Source organism: Rhodococcus sp. ARP2 (genome assembly GCF_001029585.1).
Lineage (GTDB): Bacteria > Actinomycetota > Actinomycetes > Mycobacteriales > Mycobacteriaceae > Rhodococcus_F > Rhodococcus_F erythropolis.
The window spans coordinates 160,559-176,862 of sequence record NZ_LEKE01000086.1 but is presented as its reverse complement, the minus strand read 5'-3'; the positions used below and the strand labels follow the sequence as shown (position 1 = coordinate 176,862).

Below are 16,304 nucleotides of genomic sequence, written 5' to 3'. Positions count from 1 at the left end.
TCACGCACCTTCCGTTGTGACTCCGAGAGCCACGATCTCGTCCAGGCTCTCCTGCAAGCACTGCATCAGCAGCGCGGGCTTCGTGATCGCGGCGGTGTCGAGATTGATTCCGATGCAGCACACCCCGACGTGGGAGACCAGTGTCGCCATCGCCGCGCAACCGGGCGCCGGGCCGAACGGGAACATCCGCTCGATCTTCGCTCCGGCGAGATAGACCGGTACCGGTACGCCGGCGACGTTGCTAGCCTGCAGGTCCAGTCCTGTCGACTGGGACAGATACCAGTTCGCGAGTAGATAATTCGGCAGGCGAGCGAGGATCGGGGCGGCGACGTCGAGAGCGTCCAACGCGGGTTCCTCACGCAGACCCAGAACGATTTCTCGCACCTGCCTGATGCGTTTGGCCGGATCCGTTTCGGCGACCGGGCCGTTGAAGCGAACGGCTGCAAACCGGTTGCCGCCGTTGGCATCCGCGCCGGTGCGCATGCTGATCGGCATACCCATCGGGATGCTCTCGACGGATTGTCCGAAGGCTTCGTGGTAGCGATGGAAGCCGCCGAGCAACGCGGCGACGTAAGCGTCGTTGAGTGAGCCGCCGGCAGCTTTTGCGCCGGCCTTGAGCTCGGGAACACCCACTTCGAGAGTTCCGAACCACCGTCCGAGACCACGATCGTGGAGCAGCGGGGAACCGGAACGAGCTGGGGGAGTGACGATCTTGCGGAGTGAATTGGCGTACCCGAGGACCTCGGAAGCCGTGCTGAACGGACTCGAGATCGCCGTGGTCGCAACATTGGTGGCGCCGCGAACCAGCTTGGCGATACGGGAGGGCGCACGCCGGATCTCGCTGACGACCTCCTCGCCGAAGGCGCCTACCGACGACAGGTGCTCCGGAGCCGGCGGTGTGCGGTCGGGCTTGTTCGGAGTGGGATCCGGGCGCCTGCTGTGCAGCAGCGTCATCATCTGGATGCCGCCCATGCCGTCGGTGATGGAGTGGTGAGTCTTGACCACGAACACGGCACGACCGTCGTCGAGACCCTCGATGAGCAGCGCGCTCCACGGCGGCCGAGCCTTGTCGAAAGGTTCGGTCGCAAGGTGACGGCACATGCGCAGCGCGTGATCGAAGTCCGCCGGTGCGGGCAAGCGGACGCGTCGTAGGTGGTAGCCGATGTCGAACTCGGGATCAACCGACCACACCGGATTGCCCAGTTGCATCGCCGGTTCCACCGCGCGCATACGAATACGCGGAACCACGTGTGATGCCCACTCGACTGCGTCGAGAAGTCGATCCCAGTCCGGAGCTCGATCGAGAACCTCTACCGCAACGATCGGTGAGCGCAGTTGCGGCTGCGCCTCTTCCATCCGCCACATGCCCGTCTCGAAGTCGGACATCGTGCGGTTCGCCCCCCAGGCAACCGCGGAAAGGTCGACGTCGACCGCGCTCGGAGGAACAAATGGATTGCTGTTGGCCATACGTCAAGAACTCCCTCGGTCTGCGGATCCACCCCGCGCATCTCTGCTTCTAAGTGTGGACCCGTGACAGTGGGCGCGTCCCGGTTTCGGTGTCAGCCGACAGGTGTGACGTTCGTCAGTTAAGGGCTAATCGGACATGCCTGGAAATTCGACCAGCGTTCACGAAGTGACGCCGACGGCTTTCAGAGCTATCTCGCGGTAGAGAACACTGACTTCGCGCGGAGTCTGCGGTCCGTCGAGTCGATACCAGAGGACGACGGACTGACACATGCCCAGCAGTGCGCGGCCCGTTCCGGTGATGTCCGGGACCGTGAACTCACCGCTGTCGACGCCTGCCGTCAAAACGTCGACGAGTAGATTCTCGAGCTTCTTTCGTTTGGCGGCGTAGCTCTTTCGTTCGGCGTCCTCGAGGTACCGCAGTTCGGAATCGAGGAACGCGATGTCGGAGCGACTGGTCATGTGCAGAACACACGCCTCGACGAGATTGCCGAACTGTGCCGTCGGCGACGGTCCGGCAGCGTCGACCGCAGCGCTCGCGCGTGCGGTGACGTTCTCGATGCCCGGTTCCATCAGCGCGACGAGGATGCCTTGTTTGTTGCCGTGGTGGTAGTACAGCGTCGGCACGGTGACGCCGGCGCGTTTTGCGATGTCACGAACCGACGCTCCGTGGTAGCCGAGTTCGTGGAAGACCTCGAGTGCGGCGGTGAGCAGGGGAGTCAGCGTCAGTGGTTCGACGATGCGCCACTGTTCGTCGGGTTGAGCCCCCGACTGCAAATCCGTCATTCCGCCTGTTCGCTCCGTTCGGAAATTTCTGGTGGTGTGCGCAGAGAAGGTTCAACCCTAGCGCAAGGCGTGTCCTGCCTACCGATGCTCGGCCACCATTGGATAGCATCACTATCCAGTGGTGGCCCGAGCGAGTTGGACGGAGGAGCGGTGAAGGTTTCCGAATTGGCCGCACAGTCCGGCGTTGCGTTGGCCACGATCAAGTACTACCTCCGTGAAGGTCTGCTGATGCCTGGTGAACCGACCAGCGCGACGGGAGCGAGGTACGGCGAACAGCACGTCCGGCGACTCGCGTTGATCAGGGCGCTGGCCGGGGCGGGACTCGCGATTCCACGGATTCGTGCGGTGCTCGAATTGGTGGACAGTGACGAGCGATCCGAATTCGAGACTTTCGGTCGCGCGATCGCGCAACTGCCGCCCTACGTCGATCCGGTGCCGGATCAACAGTTCCCCAGAGCTCGCAAGGTTCTGGAGTTTCTCGGTCAGGTCTACGAGCCGAGGTACGTGGCGGTTGCTCACCTCGAGCGTGCACTGATCGGTCTCGAGGATGCCGGACTGAGCCTCTCGGACGAGCGATTGCGCGCCTACGGCGACCACATCCGAGGAATTGCCGAAGTGGAAATCGAGCTGATGCCCACCAGTACGACGAAGGAGGGCGTTCGCCATGCCGCTTCGACCGAGGACGGCATTCGCTATGCAGTCCTCGGAACCGCCATGTACGAACCCGTCCTGACAGCATTGCGACGCCTGGCGCACCAAGACCTTGCCGCACGACATTTCCCGCAGCACCGAGAAAGCACCGAACAGGAAAATCGATGAGCACCAGCCCCTTTCAAGATCTCAATCGCCTCACCTCGCTCGGCGACGGGCGATACACCGCAACGATCGATCCGATCTGGACCATCGGGCCCAAAGTGCACGGCGGCTCCATGATGGCTGTGTGCGCCGCTGCCGCGCGTCAATGTCTGCGAGACGGCGCAGGTGAGAACGATTCGCTTCTGAAGATGCAGCCACTCGCGGTGAGCGCCAACTATCTGTCCGCCCCCGACCCCGGTGAAGTCGAACTGGAGGTGATCGTCCGAAAGCAGGGACGCCAGGTCGCGCTGTTCGACGTCGAGTTGAGCCAGGCGGGACGCAGCGCTGTTCGCGCGGCGGTCACGCTCGGATTCCCCGATGACGGCGACCCCACTTTCGTCACTGCCTCGTCGATCGACGACATGTCACCGGAACCGCCGGAGAGTGCGGTGGCCGTCATCGGCGATCACCCGATGGCGCAGGTCGTGCACGTCGGGCAGGGCTGCGACATGCGAATCGACACCACCTCGGCGCACTTCCTGACCGGCAGCCAAGGCGAGGCCGAGGTCAGGATGTGGGTTCGTCCTCGACCCGAGGACGAGAACGACATCGACACCGCTGTGCTGTTCGCGATCATGGCGGGCGACATCAGCGCGCCCGTGACGATGAACCGCGGCCTGTTCGGGTGGGCGCCGACCGTGCAGTTGACGACGTACCTGCGCCGACTGCCGACGCCGGGATGGCTTCGCGTGCGGGCAAGCTCGGATGTTCTGGGCAGCACGTGGTTCGAAGAGGATCATGCTGTTCTCGATTCGACGGGCGCAGTCGTCGTACAGAGCCGTCAATTGGCGATGATGCCCCGCTAGGGTCGATCGCTGCGGCCGTGGCAGGCTGTTCGCCATGACAAGAATTGCGATTATCGGTGGCGGCAAGATCGGCGAGGCGCTGATCTCCGGGCTGTTGCAGGCCGGCCACGCCATCAAGGATCTGGTTGTCGCCGAGCAGTATCAGCCTCGCGCAGACGAATTGATCGCCGAATACTCCATCCGCGTCAGCACGATCGCCGACGCCGCCGAGGGCGCAGACGTCATCGTCATCGCGGTCAAGCCCGGCGACGTCGAATCGGCGCTCACCGCGTTGACGAAGGTCGATCTGGACGGCGACCTCGAGCAATTGATCGTTTCCCTTGCGGCGGGTATCCCGACCGGGTTCTTCGAAACGCGTCTGCCCGCAGGGTTCCCGGTCATCCGCGTCATGCCGAATACCCCCATGCTGGTTGGGGAGGGCGTGAGCGTTCTCTCGCCCGGACGGCACGTCAAGGCCGAGCATCTCGAGCTCGTACGCGGCATCCTCGGCAGCGTCGGCAAGGTGGTCACGGTTCCCGAATCGCAGATCGACGCGGTCACTGCTGTCTCCGGTTCCGGCCCGGCCTACTTCTTCTTGGTTGCCGAAGCGATGATCGACGCGGGAGTCGGTCTCGGCCTGACGCGCCCGGTCGCTACCGAATTGGTGGTGCAGACGATGGTCGGTTCCGCAGCGATGCTCGATCGCACCGGCGACAGTGCGACGGATCTTCGCGCCGCGGTGACGTCACCGGGTGGAACGACGGCTGCGGCACTGCGTCAGCTCGAAGCGGGCGGCCTGCGGACGGCGTTCTTCGATGCCTTGGATGCCGCCAAGTCGCGCTCGGCCGCGATGGGTTCAGCTGCGGAATAGTCGTCCGTTTAGCCACACCCGTCGCTTTAACCCCACCAGTACAGCTAAGCTCGACTTAGTACGTACGTGTCTGTTCCGCCGGAGGGGAAGCCGGCGGCGCGAGTCGTGCTGGAGGTATGTGGATTAATGGTGTCTGCAAACAAGCCGTCCATGGGTTCGTCCCACGACGGAAAGCCGGCAGTGGCCGGCACGCAATTCCTCACTGTTGCTGAGGTAGCAACTTTGATGAGGGTGTCGAAAATGACTGTGTACCGGTTGGTACACAGTGGCGAATTGCCCGCTGTACGAGTGGGCCGTTCGTTCCGTGTACACGCGAAGGCGGTACACGATTACCTCGAAACCTCGTACTTCGATGCCGGCTGACCAGCCGGTTCGAAGAGGATGACCTCGGCGTGAGCCGAGTCGCGGGCACAGCGGTTGCTGTGCCGGAGGCTCGGTTTATGCCGAGTGAGACCACACCGGTACGATGAGTCACTGTCGTACCAGCAAGCTGGTGTCGTAAGGCGCTGAGCTAGTTAAAACGAGGGCCAGGCGCCAATTGCTTGGCGCAGGCGTACGTGACCGGCGTGCGCAGGAACGCTAGAGAAGAACGTGAGGGACACCCGCTATGGGTTCAGTGATCAAGAAGCGTCGCAAGCGCATGTCGAAGAAGAAGCACCGCAAGCTGCTTCGTCGTACCCGAGTACAGCGCAGGAAACTCGGTAAATAAGCAGTACCTGTTGATGCCCGCCGCCCCTTCCGGGGTGGCGGGCATCGATGTATTTCAGGGGCGGGGCGACGTATCTCAGGGGAGAGATGTGTCGGCCGTCTCATTGTCTGGGCGGTTTGTCTTGAATGGCCGAATTTTGGGTAGTCAGCGCGGGACCCCCTCTGCCCGTAAAGTGGGGGAAAATCGCGGGAGGAACGCTTCGGCAGAGCGCGTTTCTACTGGATATGGGGGTACTTGGTGGTTGAAGGTGACAACACTTCAGGGGGAACGGCGCCTCGCGTCGTACTGGTGACCGGGGCGAGCAGATTCCTCGGCGGCTACCTGGTTACCAGGCTTGCGCAGAATCCGTCGATCGAGCGTGTCATCGCCGTCGACGCCGTCAGTCCGAGCAAGGACATGATGCGCAGAATGGGCCGCGCGGAATTCGTGCGAGCAGACATCCGCAATCCGCTGATCGGCAAAGTGATCCGAAACGCCGAGGTCGACACCGTCGTGCACGCGTCGACGCTTCAGAAAGCCCCCAAAGCCGGCAGTCGCGCCGCGATGAAGGACATGAACGTCATCGGCGCCATGCAACTGTTCGCGGTCTGCCAGAAAGCTCCGACGGTTCGCAAGGTGGTCCTGCGCTCGGCTTCGGTCGTCTACGGGTGCAGTGCCAAGGATCCCGCTCAGTTCACCGAAGAAATGAGTGCGCGCCGCCGGCCGCCGGGCGGATATGCCCGCGACAGCCTCGAGATCGAGGGATACCTCCGCGGGATGGGGCGTCGGCGCCCGGACATCTCGGTCGGGATTCTGCGGTTGGCGCCGTTGATCGGACCTCAGCTGACTGCAACTGTCGGGCACTACGTCACCGCCCCGCTCGTGCCGACCATCGTCGGGCGCAACGCGCGTCTGCAATTGCTCCACGTCGAGGATGCGCTCGCAGCGTTGGAGAAGGCGACCATCGGCCACGCCTCGGGTACGTACAACATCGCCGGCGACGGAGTGGTGATGATGTCGCAGGCTATCCGCCGGGCAGGCAGGGTGGAAGTTCCGATGCCGCTCGCTCTGTTCCGTAGTGTCGGGAGCGCGTTGGTGGGGTCGTCCATGAGGCTCTACACCGACGAGCAACTCGAGTACTTCCGGTTCGGCTGCGGTCTCGACACCACTCGCATGCGCAGCGAGCTGGGGTTCGAGCCGCGATGGACCACCATGCAGGCACTCGATGATTTCATGCGTGCGATGCAGACGCGCCGGATCATCAAGTCCGAGTGGATCGATCGGGCAGAGAATGCGTTGACCACCATCCTCGGCGGTGACACTGCCGAGGCGAGCGTAAGTGCAGACGTGATGCACATGCCGTTGTCGGGACGAAGTGCGGTGAAGGGGTGACTGACGTGGCGAAGGTAATTCCCCTGCGGCCCAGCACAACTCACACCGGAAAGTCGGAAGCTTCGCGTTCGCGTGAGTCCGCCACCGGCGTGGAGCGTGACATCCGTGAACAAAGTCAGCGTCGACATCCGTCCGGAGTGCCGTCGGCGGCCGACCATGGTGGTGAGAGCACGTTCGTCGATGCGGCCAGGTCGGCGATCGTCGACCAGATCGCCTCGGCAGCAGAATTTTTCCGGCGTCGGGTGTCCGGCGACTACGAGGTCGACGAGTTCGGATTCGACCCGCATTTTGCGGACAACGTCGTCATGCCCGTGCTGCGGCCGTTGTTCGAGAAATGGTTCCGCGTCGAGGTCAGTGGGATCGAGAACATTCCCCTCACCGGGGGAGCGTTGGTGGTTGCCAATCACGCCGGTGTCATCCCACTCGACGGGCTGATGACGTCGGTTGCCGTGCACGATCATCATCCGGCGCATCGTCCACTGCGAATGTTGGCTGCGGACATGGCTTTCGAAATGCCGGTGGTAGGCGGACTGGCGCGCAAAGCCGGCCATACGTTGGCGTGCAACCCCGACGCCGAGCGTCTGCTCAACGACGGTGAAGTCGCGGCCGTGTTCCCGGAAGGATTCAAGGGCATCGGGAAACCGTTCAGTGAGCGGTACAAGTTGCAGCGGTTCGGGCGTGGTGGCTTCGTGTCGGCCGCAATGCGAACCGGTGTTCCGATCATTCCGTGCTCGATCGTGGGCTCGGAGGAGATCTATCCGAAGATCGGTGATCTCACCACACTCGCACGCGTTCTCGGTCTTCCGTATTTCCCGGTGACACCGCTGTTTCCACACTTCGGGCCACTCGGCCTGGTTCCATTGCCGTCGAAGTGGTACATCGAGTTCGGAAAGCCGATCGTCACCGACACCTTCGAGAGCGGTGCAGCCGACGATCCGATGGTCCTGTTCGAGGTCACGGACCACGTCCGGGAAACGATTCAGCAGACGCTTTATCGGTTGTTGGCCAAGCGGCGCAACGTCTTTCTCGGCTGAGTTCGGTCCGGATCGCTTCTCGATCCGGACCGAACCCGCTCAGGCGTTCTGTTCTTTGCGCCTGGCGAGAATCGCCGCGAGCGCACCGCCGACCGCTCCGAGCACCAGCGCTGTGGGAACGCCGATCTTGGCGGCCTTTCGTCCGGTGCGGAAATCACGAACTTCCCAACCGCGGTTCTTCGCGAGTTCACGAAGGTCTGCGTCGGGATTGATCGCCACCGGTGTCCCCACCAACGAGAGCATCGGTACGTCGTTGTGGCTGTCGGAGTAGGCGGAACAGCGCTTGAGATTGAGGCCTTCACGCACCGCCAGCGTCCGTACGGCGTGTGCTTTGCCCATTCCGTGCAGGATGTCGCCGACGAGTCGGCCGGTGAAGACTCCGTCCTCACTTTCGGCGACGGTGCCCAAGGCGCCGGTCAGTCCCAGTTTCTCGGCGATGACCTGAGCCAGTTCGACCGGAGTTGCCGTCACCAACCACACCTGTTGTCCGGCGTCGAGGTGCATCTGGGCCAACGCCCTCGTGCCTGGCCAGATCTTGTCGGCGATGACCTCGTCGTAGATCTCCTCGCCGAGGCGGGCGAGTTCGGCGGTGGATCGACCGGCCACGAAGGACAGTGCTTTCTCGCGGCCTTCCGCGACGTCGTCACTACTTTCTCGGCCGGTGACTCGGAATTTGATCTGCTTCCACGCGAAATCCACCAGATCCGAGGTCTTGAGATACTTGCGTGCAGCGAGACCACGGGCGAAGTGGATGATCGATGCACCCTGCACCATGGTGTTGTCGACGTCGAAGAATGCGGCGGCCGTGAGGTCGCGCGGAACGGCCGGGGGCTCTTCGCCGGTTTCCGGTTCTGTGGGGTTGGCAGCTTCGTGCAATGCCAGAGCTGCATCAGCGCTCGCCTCGCCGGCGAGATTGGCTCGAACTTCCGACTCACTCGGGCCCAGCGGATTCTTCACATGGCGACGTCCGGGGAGAATGACCCCGGCAAGCCCTGATCCGAATCCGGAGCCGTTCGGTAGTGATCGCGCAGGCACCCGCACCTCCCGTGTTGCATTCTCGAGCAGAGAACTCTTCGAGTCAGCCTATCCTCCGCGATGAGGCCCGATGGGTTGGATGGTGACCTTCCCTGTGGTGTGTGACGTTCCTCTCCGCCGATTTGGTACCGAGTGGGGCTCCGGAGGCACACTCGACCGATCAAGTAGATGGCGTCCCAGTAGAAGAAAGGTATGCGTCGATGACTGCAGCTACGCATGAAGTGACCCTGTTGACACGCGCAGGATGCGCGTCCTGTGTCGGCGCGGCGGAGGTACTACGACGGGTCTGTTCCGAGTTCGAGCTGGAATTGACGTGCATTGACGTAGACGAAGCTGCCGCGACGGATCCAGAGCTGAGAGCGGAGTACGGAGACAGATTGCCGGTCATTCTTCTCGACGGACGCGAGCACGGTTACTGGGAAGTTGACGAAGAGCGCCTTCGTGACGATTTACGCAAGTAAGGCAACCCTCAAAGTTGTCCGCGGAGCCGCTTTGCAGGTGAACGGCACATCGAACCCGTCTCGAGCAACTTTGTGCATGGGTTCACAAGCGGTTACCGTGGTGTGAACATTCCCCCGGAGCATCGTGGAGGTCGACAGTCGTGTCGACCGGACGAGGAGCCAGCGACGTGACCGAACCGCACCAGACGCATGAGCCTGTGGCTCAGCGCGTCACCGGCGCTGCGGGCTCTTCTGTCACCGACTCGATCGCTCAGGATCGCGTCATCCCCCAGGCTACGGTGACGCGCTTGGCCGCATACCTGCGGGTCCTCGGAGTGATGTCCGACCGGGGTACCTCCATCGTCTCGAGCGAGGAACTTGCCCAGGCGTCCGGTGTCGGATCAGCGAAGTTGCGTAAGGATCTGTCGTTCCTCGGACCCAACGGTGTCCGCGGCGTCGGGTACGACGTCAACAGGCTCCGCATCCGCATCGAGCGTGCACTCGGACTCGATCGTGGGCACAAGGTCGTTCTCGTCGGAGTCGGAAACCTCGGCAAGGCGCTGGTCGGCTACGGCGGATTCAGCCGCCGCGGTTTCGAGATGGTCGGACTCTTCGACAGTGACGCAGATCGAATCGGAAGCAGAGTCGGGGATCTCGTCGTGCGCAGCACCGAGGAACTGACCGTCGCCTGCCGTGAACTGAATGCGACCATCGGCGTCATCTCCACACCGGACGAGGCCGCTCAGGGCGTGTGCGACCAGTTCGTCAGCGCCGGACTGCGCTGCATCATGAGTTTTTCGCCGATCGCCCTCGACGTTCCCGATCACGTGGAACTGCGACGCGTCGATCTCGCCGTCGAGATGCAGGTTCTCTCCTTCAACAGTGCGCGCAATGCCGATCAGGCATCCAGCGCGCCGCGAGTACGAGTGGCTCACGCCGCATCCGCTTCGTCAGTCCCATCCACCAGTTCACCCGCTCCGGTCGGAGCAGGTTCGACAAGAAACGGATCAGTGATCGCGCCGTGAGTGTTCTGCTTGTCGGGGTCTCGCATCGAACCGCGCCCGTCCCGGTGCTCGAGCGAGTAGCTGTCACCGACACCGATCGTCCGAAGCTGATCGACAAGCTTCTGGCGTCTTCGCACATCTCCGAAGCGATGATCGTCTCCACCTGCAACCGGGTGGAGGTCTACGCGGTGGTGGACGCGTTCCACGGTGCGCTCACCGAGGTCGGTGAAATCCTCGCCGACCATTCAGGTCTCGACCTGACGGCGCTGCACGCTCACGCCTACGTCCGCTACAGCGAAGCAGCGGTCGAACATCTCTTCGCCGTGGCCAGTGGCCTCGATTCGATGGTGATCGGCGAACAGCAGATTCTCGGCCAGATCCGTTCGGCCTACGCATCTTCGGATGCGCAGCAGGCCGCCGGACGCGTCGTCCACGAACTGGCTCAGCAGGCGCTGCGCGTCGGCAAGCGAGTGCATTCCGAAACCGGAATCGACTCAGCCGGAGCATCAGTCGTATCCGTGGCTCTCGATCGTGCAGCGGGCATCATCGGTGAGGGCGGCCTCGTCGGCCGCACTGCCGTGGTTGTCGGAGCAGGCTCGATGGGCGGTCTGTCGGTTGCGCATCTCACTCGTGCCGGAATCGAACGCATCGTCGTCGTCAACCGGACACAGGAACGCGCCGAGCACCTCGCCGAGACGGCACGCTCCAACGGCGTCGACGCCGACGGTGTTGCCTTCGACCAGCTTTCGGCCGCGATGGCGCAGGCAGATGTCATGGTTACTTGTACCGGCGCGGTCGGGGCAGTGGTCACCCTGGCGGATGTGCACCGCGCACTCGCCGAGCCCGATCGCGACAACACCAAGCACCTCGTCATCTGCGACCTCGGGCTGCCGCGCGACATCGATCCCGCCGTCGCCGGCCTGCCGGGTGTCACCGTTCTCGACATGGAGACGCTGCAGCGTGATCCGGCGGCAGGCGCAGCCGCTTCCGACGCAGATGCCGCACGCACCATCGTCGCCGGCGAACTTGCGACCTACCTTGCCGGACAGCGCCTCGCCGAGGTCACTCCGACCGTGACGGCTTTGCGTCAGCGCGCCGCCGACGTCGTCGAAGCCGAACTGATGCGGCTCGATTCGCGTCTGCCCGGCCTGGACGATCCGCAGCGCGACGAGGTTGCACGCACCGTGCGACGCGTCGTGGACAAGCTTCTCCACGCCCCGACCGTGCGCGTCAAGCAACTGGCGTCGGCCCCCGGCGGCGACTCCTACGCAGCAGCGCTGCGCGAACTCTTCGAACTCAGCCCCGGATCTCCCGCGGCCGTGGCCACACCCACCGACCTGGTGGACGGCGACCGCACTGGAAGGGACCTGCAGGCATGAGCGTCACCACCCCTCGATCGGGGAGCCCGCTGCGGATCGGCACTCGCGGAAGTCTTCTCGCGACCACGCAGGCCGGTACCGTGCGCGATGCCCTCATTGCAGCGGGACATCCCGCCGAGTTGGTCATCATCAAGACCAAGGGCGACCAGTCCACCGATCCCGTCCAGAAGATCGGCGTCGGAGTGTTCACCGCAGAGCTTCGAGAAGCTTTGCTGGACAACCGCGTCGACGTCGCTGTGCATTCCTACAAGGACTTACCGACCGCGCAGGATCCGCGTTTCGTCATCGCGGCGATTCCGCCTCGTGAGGATCCGCGTGACGCGCTCGTCGCCCGCGACGGTCTGGTCCTCGGGGAGCTTCCGGCCGGTTCCAAGGTGGGAACCTCGGCGCCCCGCCGTGTTTCGCAGCTCAAGGCACTCGGGCTCGGCCTCGACATCGTGCCGTTGCGGGGCAACCTGCAACGCCGTCTCGGCAAGGTCGAATCCGGTGAACTCGACGCCGTGATCCTCGCTCGCGCCGGCTTGTCCCGTATCGGTCTGCTCGATCTCATCACCGAGAACATCGAGCCCGTCCAGATGCTCCCCGCTCCGGCGCAGGGCGCTCTGGCCGTCGAATGCCTTTCTGCCAATGCGGAATTGGCGGCGATCCTGGCTGAGCACGATGACGCCGGTACACGGGCGGCAGTCACTGCCGAGCGTGCACTTCTCGCCGAGCTGGAAGCGGGCTGCACCGCTCCGGTCGGAGCGATCGCGGAGATCGTCGAATCCCTCGACGACGACGGCAGAATCTTCGACGAACTGTCGGTACGCGGCTGCGCAGCCGCCATCGACGGTTCGGACGTCATCCGTACCGGCGCCGTCGGTGCGCCGGACAAGGCCGAGGAACTCGGCCGAGCGGTAGCGCGCGAGTTACTCGAACTCGGCGCCCGCGAGTTGATGAACGTGACTACAGGCGAGGCAGCCGATGTTTGACGCCCCACTTTGCACTTGCACCAAGTTCCCATTTCGATACAGCGCACTGGAGAATCACCGATGACCCGAGTCCGAAAGAACACTCCCGGACGGATCCTGTTCGTGGGATCGGGACCGGGCGACCCCGCCCTGCTCACCGTTCGCGCACGTGACGTCCTCACCGGCGCCGCAATGGCATTCACCGATCCGGATGTCGACAAGGGCGTCGTCGCACTCGTCGGGATCGACATGGGCCGCGACGAGGAGACCGGTGAGCTGATCGCGGACGTGCGTCCGGCACTCGGTGAGCCTGCCGAGGTTGCAAAGACATTGGTGCACGAGGCCAAGAACGGTCACGACGTCGTGCGTCTGGTCTCCGGCGACCCGCTGACCACGGATTCCGTGATCGCAGAGGTCACCGCGGTGGCCCGCACCCAGGTTCAGTTCGAGGTTCTCCCCGGTCTTCCGTCCGGTTCGGCAGTGCCGAGCTACGCCGGTATGGCTCTCGGCTCGGGTCACACCGAGGCCGACGTTCGCGGTGAAGTCGACTGGGCTGCTCTGGCCGCTGCACCGGGACCACTTGTCCTGCACGCGACGTCGGGACATCTCGCCGAGACCGCCAGCGCGCTGGTCGAGAACGGCTTGGCTCCGCAGACGCCTGCTGCCATCACCGTCCGCGGCACCACTCGTCAGCAGCGAACCGTCGAGGCAACTCTCGCGACGCTCAACGAAGCCGGATCGGAACTGGTGGGTTCGCTCATCGTCACCGTCGGCAAGGTTGTCGCGCAGCGCAACAAGATGTCGTGGTGGGAATCGCGCGCACTGTACGGCTGGACCGTCCTCGTGCCGCGCACCAAGGATCAGGCCGGCGAGATGAGCGACCGTCTGGTCACTCACGGAGCGATCCCGATCGAGGTTCCGACCATCGCCGTCGAGCCGCCTCGCAGCCCGGCTCAGATGGAGCGTTCGGTCAAGGGCCTCGTCGACGGTCGTTACCAGTGGGTCGTCTTCACTTCCACCAATGCTGTTCGCGCAGTGTGGGAGAAGTTCGAGGAGTTCGGCCTCGACGCTCGCGCCTTCTCCGGTGTGAAGATCGCCTGCATCGGTGAAGCAACCGCAGCCAAGGTGCGCTCGTTCGGCATCAACCCCGAGCTGATCCCGACCGGTGAGCAGTCCAGCGAAGGCCTGTTGGCCGAATTCGCCCCGTACGACGACGTTTTCGATCCGGTCAACCGGGTTCTGTTGCCGCGGGCGGACATTGCGACCGAAACCCTCGCCGAGGGCCTGCGCGAACGCGGTTGGGAGATCGACGACGTCACCGCCTACCGCACCGTCCGGGCAGCGCCGCCGCCGGCCGAGACCCGCGAGATGATCAAGACCGGTGGATTCGACGCCGTCTGCTTCACCTCGTCCTCGACCGTGCGCAACCTCGTCGGCATCGCCGGCAAGCCGCACGCCCGCACGTTGGTCGCGTGCATCGGCCCGAAGACGGCCGAAACCGCTATCGAGTTCGGTCTGCGCGTCGACGTGCAGCCCGAGACCTCGCAGGTGGGACCGCTGGTGGAGGCTCTCGCCGAGCACGCAGCTCGCTTGCGTGCCGAAGGTGCTTTGCCGCCGCCGCGCAAGAAGTCCCGCAGGCGCTAGCGCACCCGTGAGTGGTTGAGGAGTCTGTGGACTCCTCAACCACTCACAGGTTCCGACGAAGGAGGGCTACTTCTCGTGTTTCCCACTCATCGCCCTCGCCGGCTCCGGCGCACCCCAGCGCTCCGGCGACTCGTGGCAGAGACCTCGCTCGAACCCCGACACCTCGTGTTGCCGATGTTCGTTGCAGACGGCATCGATGCGCCGCGTGAGATCAGTTCCATGCCAGGCGTTTTCCAGCACACCCTCGATTCGCTGCGGTCCGCCGCGGTGGAAGCAGTGGAAGCCGGCGTCGGTGGTCTGATGCTCTTCGGCGTCCCCAAGGCGGAGGACAAGGACCCTCAGGGCTCCGGTGCCTCCGATCCCGACGGCATCCTCAACGTCGGATTGCGCGCTCTGGCAGAAGAACTCGGCGATTCGACGGTCATCATGGCCGATACCTGCCTCGACGAGTTCACCGATCACGGCCACTGCGGCGTGCTTAACGCCACCGGCGCCGTCGACAACGACGCAACCTTGATCCGATACGTCGAAATGGCTCTCGCGCAAGCTGAATCGGGTGCGCACCTGCTCGGCCCCAGCGGCATGATGGACGGTCAGGTGGCTGCGATCCGCGGTGCGCTCGATGCATCCGGGTATGTCGAGGTCGGTCAGCTCGCCTATGCCGCGAAATATGCGTCAGCGTTCTACGGGCCGTTCCGTGAAGCCGTCGGATCCTCACTGCAAGGCGACCGTCGTACTTATCAGCAGGACGGCGCCAACCGCCGCGAGTCGATGCGCGAGGTAGACCTCGACATCGCCGAGGGCGCTGACATGGTGATGGTCAAGCCTGCAATGTCCTACCTCGACATTCTGCGTGAGACCGCCGACCGGTCTCCGGTTCCGGTCGCGGCGTACCAGATCTCGGGTGAGTACTCGATGATCACGGCCGCCGCGCAGAACGGGTGGATCGATCGGGACGCGGCGATTCTCGAATCGCTCACCAGCATTCGCCGCGCCGGTGCCGACGTGGTCCTCACGTACTGGGCGTCGGAAGTTGCCGGATGGCTGTGACGGAGTCACGCATGGTGGCTGCACCGGTATCGACCGATACGCTGGTGTCATGACCGAGCAGTGGCCGCCGTCGCGCCAGGAACCGCCCCGCCGGGAACCTCCCTACGAGAACCAGCCGTTCGAGAATCAGCCGTACCGCGAACTCGGACCGATGCCGACGGGTCAGATCCCGGGATACGGCCCCGGTTACAACGGATACCCGGGCCCCCAGCCGAAACCCGAGCCGCCGACGGACGTCGTGACTGCGATTCAGTTGTGGTGGGCTGTGACGGCGCTTGGATTGGTCCAGGGCGGCGCGATGATCTGGATGCTGCTCGGGCAGAAGTCGATGTTCGTCGACGAGATGCTCAGGAACCAGGCGGCTGTCGACGCCGGTCTGACACGCTCCGACGTGGAGGGCATGTTCCCACTGGTCATCGTGTTCTCCGCTGTTCTGGTGGTGATCGTCACCGCGGTGTTCCTTTTGTTCGTGCGCTCGATGAGTCGTGGCAAGAACTGGGCTCGAATGTTGCTGACGTTCTGTGGAGTCTTCATGTTGGTCTCTGCGATCCCCGTGATCTTCGGGCTCGGCGGCGACGGCGGCGCGGCCACTCTGCTGTTCGGCGGAGCGGAAATCCTGCAGGCAGTTGCTGCTGTCGGGGCGATCGTGATGATGCACCGAAAAGAGTCCAATCCGTACTTTCTTCGTTTCCCCCCGGCGGGGAACCGATAGGTAGCTCGGGGTACTGTGAAACGGGTCACTGCAGTAGTAGGGGAGAGGTCGTAGACAATGAGTTCTCAGGAAGCCCTGCGCACGGAAAGCACCCACGACGCTCCACTGCGCCAACGTGGTTCACGGACCGAAGTGATCTTGTTCGCGATCCTTGGAGCCTCTGTTCTGGTGACACTCCTGGTGCTCATGATTCCGGGCATCGTCAGCGGATAGCG

Annotated in this window: 18 protein-coding genes; 15 read left to right on the top strand and 3 right to left on the bottom strand. The window is 63.8% G+C overall.

All coding sequences use genetic code 11. The annotated features are described in order from the left end of the window. Positions 1-1,467 (bottom strand): wax ester/triacylglycerol synthase domain-containing protein, encoded by a 1,467-nt coding sequence (locus ABX74_RS23155; RefSeq protein ID WP_030535507.1) that lies wholly within the window; start codon positions 1,465-1,467, stop codon positions 1-3. Positions 1,468-1,626: 159 nt separating this feature from the next. Beyond that, complete coding sequence (locus ABX74_RS23150; RefSeq protein ID WP_019744384.1) at positions 1,627-2,250, bottom strand: TetR/AcrR family transcriptional regulator; 624 nt, start codon at positions 2,248-2,250, stop codon at positions 1,627-1,629. Between the two features lie 150 nt (positions 2,251-2,400). On the opposite strand from ABX74_RS23150, the gene ABX74_RS23145 reads away from it, so the two are divergent. The 7 genes from ABX74_RS23145 (at position 2,401) to ABX74_RS23120 (ending at position 7,875) form a co-directional block, all read left to right on the top strand. Next, positions 2,401-3,069, top strand: a complete 669-nt coding sequence (locus tag ABX74_RS23145) for a MerR family transcriptional regulator (RefSeq protein ID WP_029536759.1) — start codon at positions 2,401-2,403, stop codon at positions 3,067-3,069. Further along, complete coding sequence (locus tag ABX74_RS23140) at positions 3,066-3,911, top strand: thioesterase family protein (RefSeq protein ID WP_020906772.1); 846 nt, start codon at positions 3,066-3,068, stop codon at positions 3,909-3,911. The genes ABX74_RS23145 and ABX74_RS23140 overlap by 4 nt, the downstream gene beginning before the upstream one ends. Positions 3,912-3,945: 34 nt before the next feature. Beyond that, positions 3,946-4,761 carry a pyrroline-5-carboxylate reductase gene (gene proC, locus ABX74_RS23135; RefSeq protein ID WP_019744381.1) on the top strand — a complete coding sequence of 272 codons (816 nt, stop codon included), beginning with the start codon at positions 3,946-3,948 and terminating at the stop codon, positions 4,759-4,761. Between the two features lie 126 nt (positions 4,762-4,887). Continuing rightward, a complete protein-coding gene (locus ABX74_RS23130) occupies positions 4,888-5,124 on the top strand; it encodes a helix-turn-helix domain-containing protein (RefSeq protein ID WP_003941845.1) in 237 nt (78 codons plus the stop codon). A gap of 244 nt (positions 5,125-5,368) precedes the next feature. Then, positions 5,369-5,470: a 30S ribosomal protein bS22 gene (locus ABX74_RS30035; RefSeq protein ID WP_003402602.1), complete on the top strand. Its 102-nt coding sequence runs from the start codon at positions 5,369-5,371 to the stop codon at positions 5,468-5,470. Between the two features lie 237 nt (positions 5,471-5,707). Then, complete coding sequence (locus tag ABX74_RS23125) at positions 5,708-6,841, top strand: NAD-dependent epimerase/dehydratase family protein (protein WP_019744380.1); 1,134 nt, start codon at positions 5,708-5,710, stop codon at positions 6,839-6,841. Continuing rightward, complete coding sequence (locus ABX74_RS23120; RefSeq protein ID WP_047889764.1) at positions 6,838-7,875, top strand: lysophospholipid acyltransferase family protein; 1,038 nt, start codon at positions 6,838-6,840, stop codon at positions 7,873-7,875. The genes ABX74_RS23125 and ABX74_RS23120 overlap by 4 nt, the downstream gene beginning before the upstream one ends. Before the next feature lie 39 nt (positions 7,876-7,914). Here the strand turns inward: ABX74_RS23120 and ABX74_RS23115 are convergent, their stop codons facing one another. Beyond that, positions 7,915-8,910 (bottom strand): HAD family hydrolase, encoded by a 996-nt coding sequence (locus ABX74_RS23115; protein WP_020968932.1) that lies wholly within the window; start codon positions 8,908-8,910, stop codon positions 7,915-7,917. 200 nt (positions 8,911-9,110) lie between these two features. Here ABX74_RS23115 and ABX74_RS23110 point away from each other — a divergent pair, with 200 nt between their 5' ends. From ABX74_RS23110 to ABX74_RS30475, 8 genes are all read left to right on the top strand, one after another. Beyond that, positions 9,111-9,371 carry a glutaredoxin family protein gene (locus ABX74_RS23110; RefSeq protein ID WP_003941953.1) on the top strand — a complete coding sequence of 87 codons (261 nt, stop codon included), beginning with the start codon at positions 9,111-9,113 and terminating at the stop codon, positions 9,369-9,371. Between the two features lie 140 nt (positions 9,372-9,511). After that, complete coding sequence (locus ABX74_RS23105; RefSeq protein ID WP_021343418.1) at positions 9,512-10,375, top strand: redox-sensing transcriptional repressor Rex; 864 nt, start codon at positions 9,512-9,514, stop codon at positions 10,373-10,375. Further along, positions 10,372-11,733 (top strand): glutamyl-tRNA reductase, encoded by a 1,362-nt coding sequence (locus ABX74_RS23100; RefSeq protein WP_019744375.1) that lies wholly within the window; start codon positions 10,372-10,374, stop codon positions 11,731-11,733. Before ABX74_RS23105 ends, ABX74_RS23100 begins: the two co-directional genes overlap by 4 nt. Then, positions 11,730-12,704, top strand: coding sequence for a hydroxymethylbilane synthase (hemC, locus tag ABX74_RS23095; RefSeq protein WP_019744374.1), 975 nt, complete (start codon positions 11,730-11,732; stop codon positions 12,702-12,704). The genes ABX74_RS23100 and hemC overlap by 4 nt, the downstream gene beginning before the upstream one ends. Before the next feature lie 60 nt (positions 12,705-12,764). Beyond that, complete coding sequence (locus tag ABX74_RS23090; RefSeq protein ID WP_003941969.1) at positions 12,765-14,327, top strand: uroporphyrinogen-III synthase; 1,563 nt, start codon at positions 12,765-12,767, stop codon at positions 14,325-14,327. A 75-nt stretch (positions 14,328-14,402) separates the two neighbouring features. Further along, positions 14,403-15,377, top strand: a complete 975-nt coding sequence (hemB, locus tag ABX74_RS23085; protein ID WP_020968934.1) for a porphobilinogen synthase — start codon at positions 14,403-14,405, stop codon at positions 15,375-15,377. Positions 15,378-15,426: 49 nt separating this feature from the next. Beyond that, the gene (locus tag ABX74_RS23080) at positions 15,427-16,089 is read left to right on the top strand and encodes a hypothetical protein (RefSeq protein ID WP_019744372.1); all 663 of its coding nucleotides are present in this window, start codon (positions 15,427-15,429) and stop codon (positions 16,087-16,089) included. Positions 16,090-16,146: 57 nt separating this feature from the next. Beyond that, the gene (locus ABX74_RS30475; RefSeq protein ID WP_019744371.1) at positions 16,147-16,302 is read left to right on the top strand and encodes a hypothetical protein; all 156 of its coding nucleotides are present in this window, start codon (positions 16,147-16,149) and stop codon (positions 16,300-16,302) included. Positions 16,303-16,304: the final 2 nt, after the last annotated feature.

Excerpts from the sequence above, each read along its gene's own strand:
- ABX74_RS23155 (WP_030535507.1), bottom strand. The coding sequence starts at position 1,467 with ATGGCCAACAGCAATCCATTTGTTCCTCCGAGCGCGGTCGACGTCGAC.
- ABX74_RS23150 (WP_019744384.1), bottom strand. The coding sequence starts at position 2,250 with ATGACGGATTTGCAGTCGGGGGCTCAACCCGACGAACAGTGGCGCATC.
- ABX74_RS23140 (WP_020906772.1), top strand. The coding sequence starts at position 3,066 with ATGAGCACCAGCCCCTTTCAAGATCTCAATCGCCTCACCTCGCTCGGC.
- proC (WP_019744381.1), top strand. The coding sequence starts at position 3,946 with ATGACAAGAATTGCGATTATCGGTGGCGGCAAGATCGGCGAGGCGCTG.
- ABX74_RS23130 (WP_003941845.1), top strand. The coding sequence starts at position 4,888 with ATGGTGTCTGCAAACAAGCCGTCCATGGGTTCGTCCCACGACGGAAAG.
- ABX74_RS30035 (WP_003402602.1), top strand. The coding sequence starts at position 5,369 with ATGGGTTCAGTGATCAAGAAGCGTCGCAAGCGCATGTCGAAGAAGAAG.
- ABX74_RS23110 (WP_003941953.1), top strand. The coding sequence starts at position 9,111 with ATGACTGCAGCTACGCATGAAGTGACCCTGTTGACACGCGCAGGATGC.
- hemC (WP_019744374.1), top strand. The coding sequence starts at position 11,730 with ATGAGCGTCACCACCCCTCGATCGGGGAGCCCGCTGCGGATCGGCACT.
- ABX74_RS23090 (WP_003941969.1), top strand. The coding sequence starts at position 12,765 with ATGACCCGAGTCCGAAAGAACACTCCCGGACGGATCCTGTTCGTGGGA.
- ABX74_RS23080 (WP_019744372.1), top strand. The coding sequence starts at position 15,427 with ATGACCGAGCAGTGGCCGCCGTCGCGCCAGGAACCGCCCCGCCGGGAA.
- ABX74_RS30475 (WP_019744371.1), top strand. The coding sequence starts at position 16,147 with ATGAGTTCTCAGGAAGCCCTGCGCACGGAAAGCACCCACGACGCTCCA.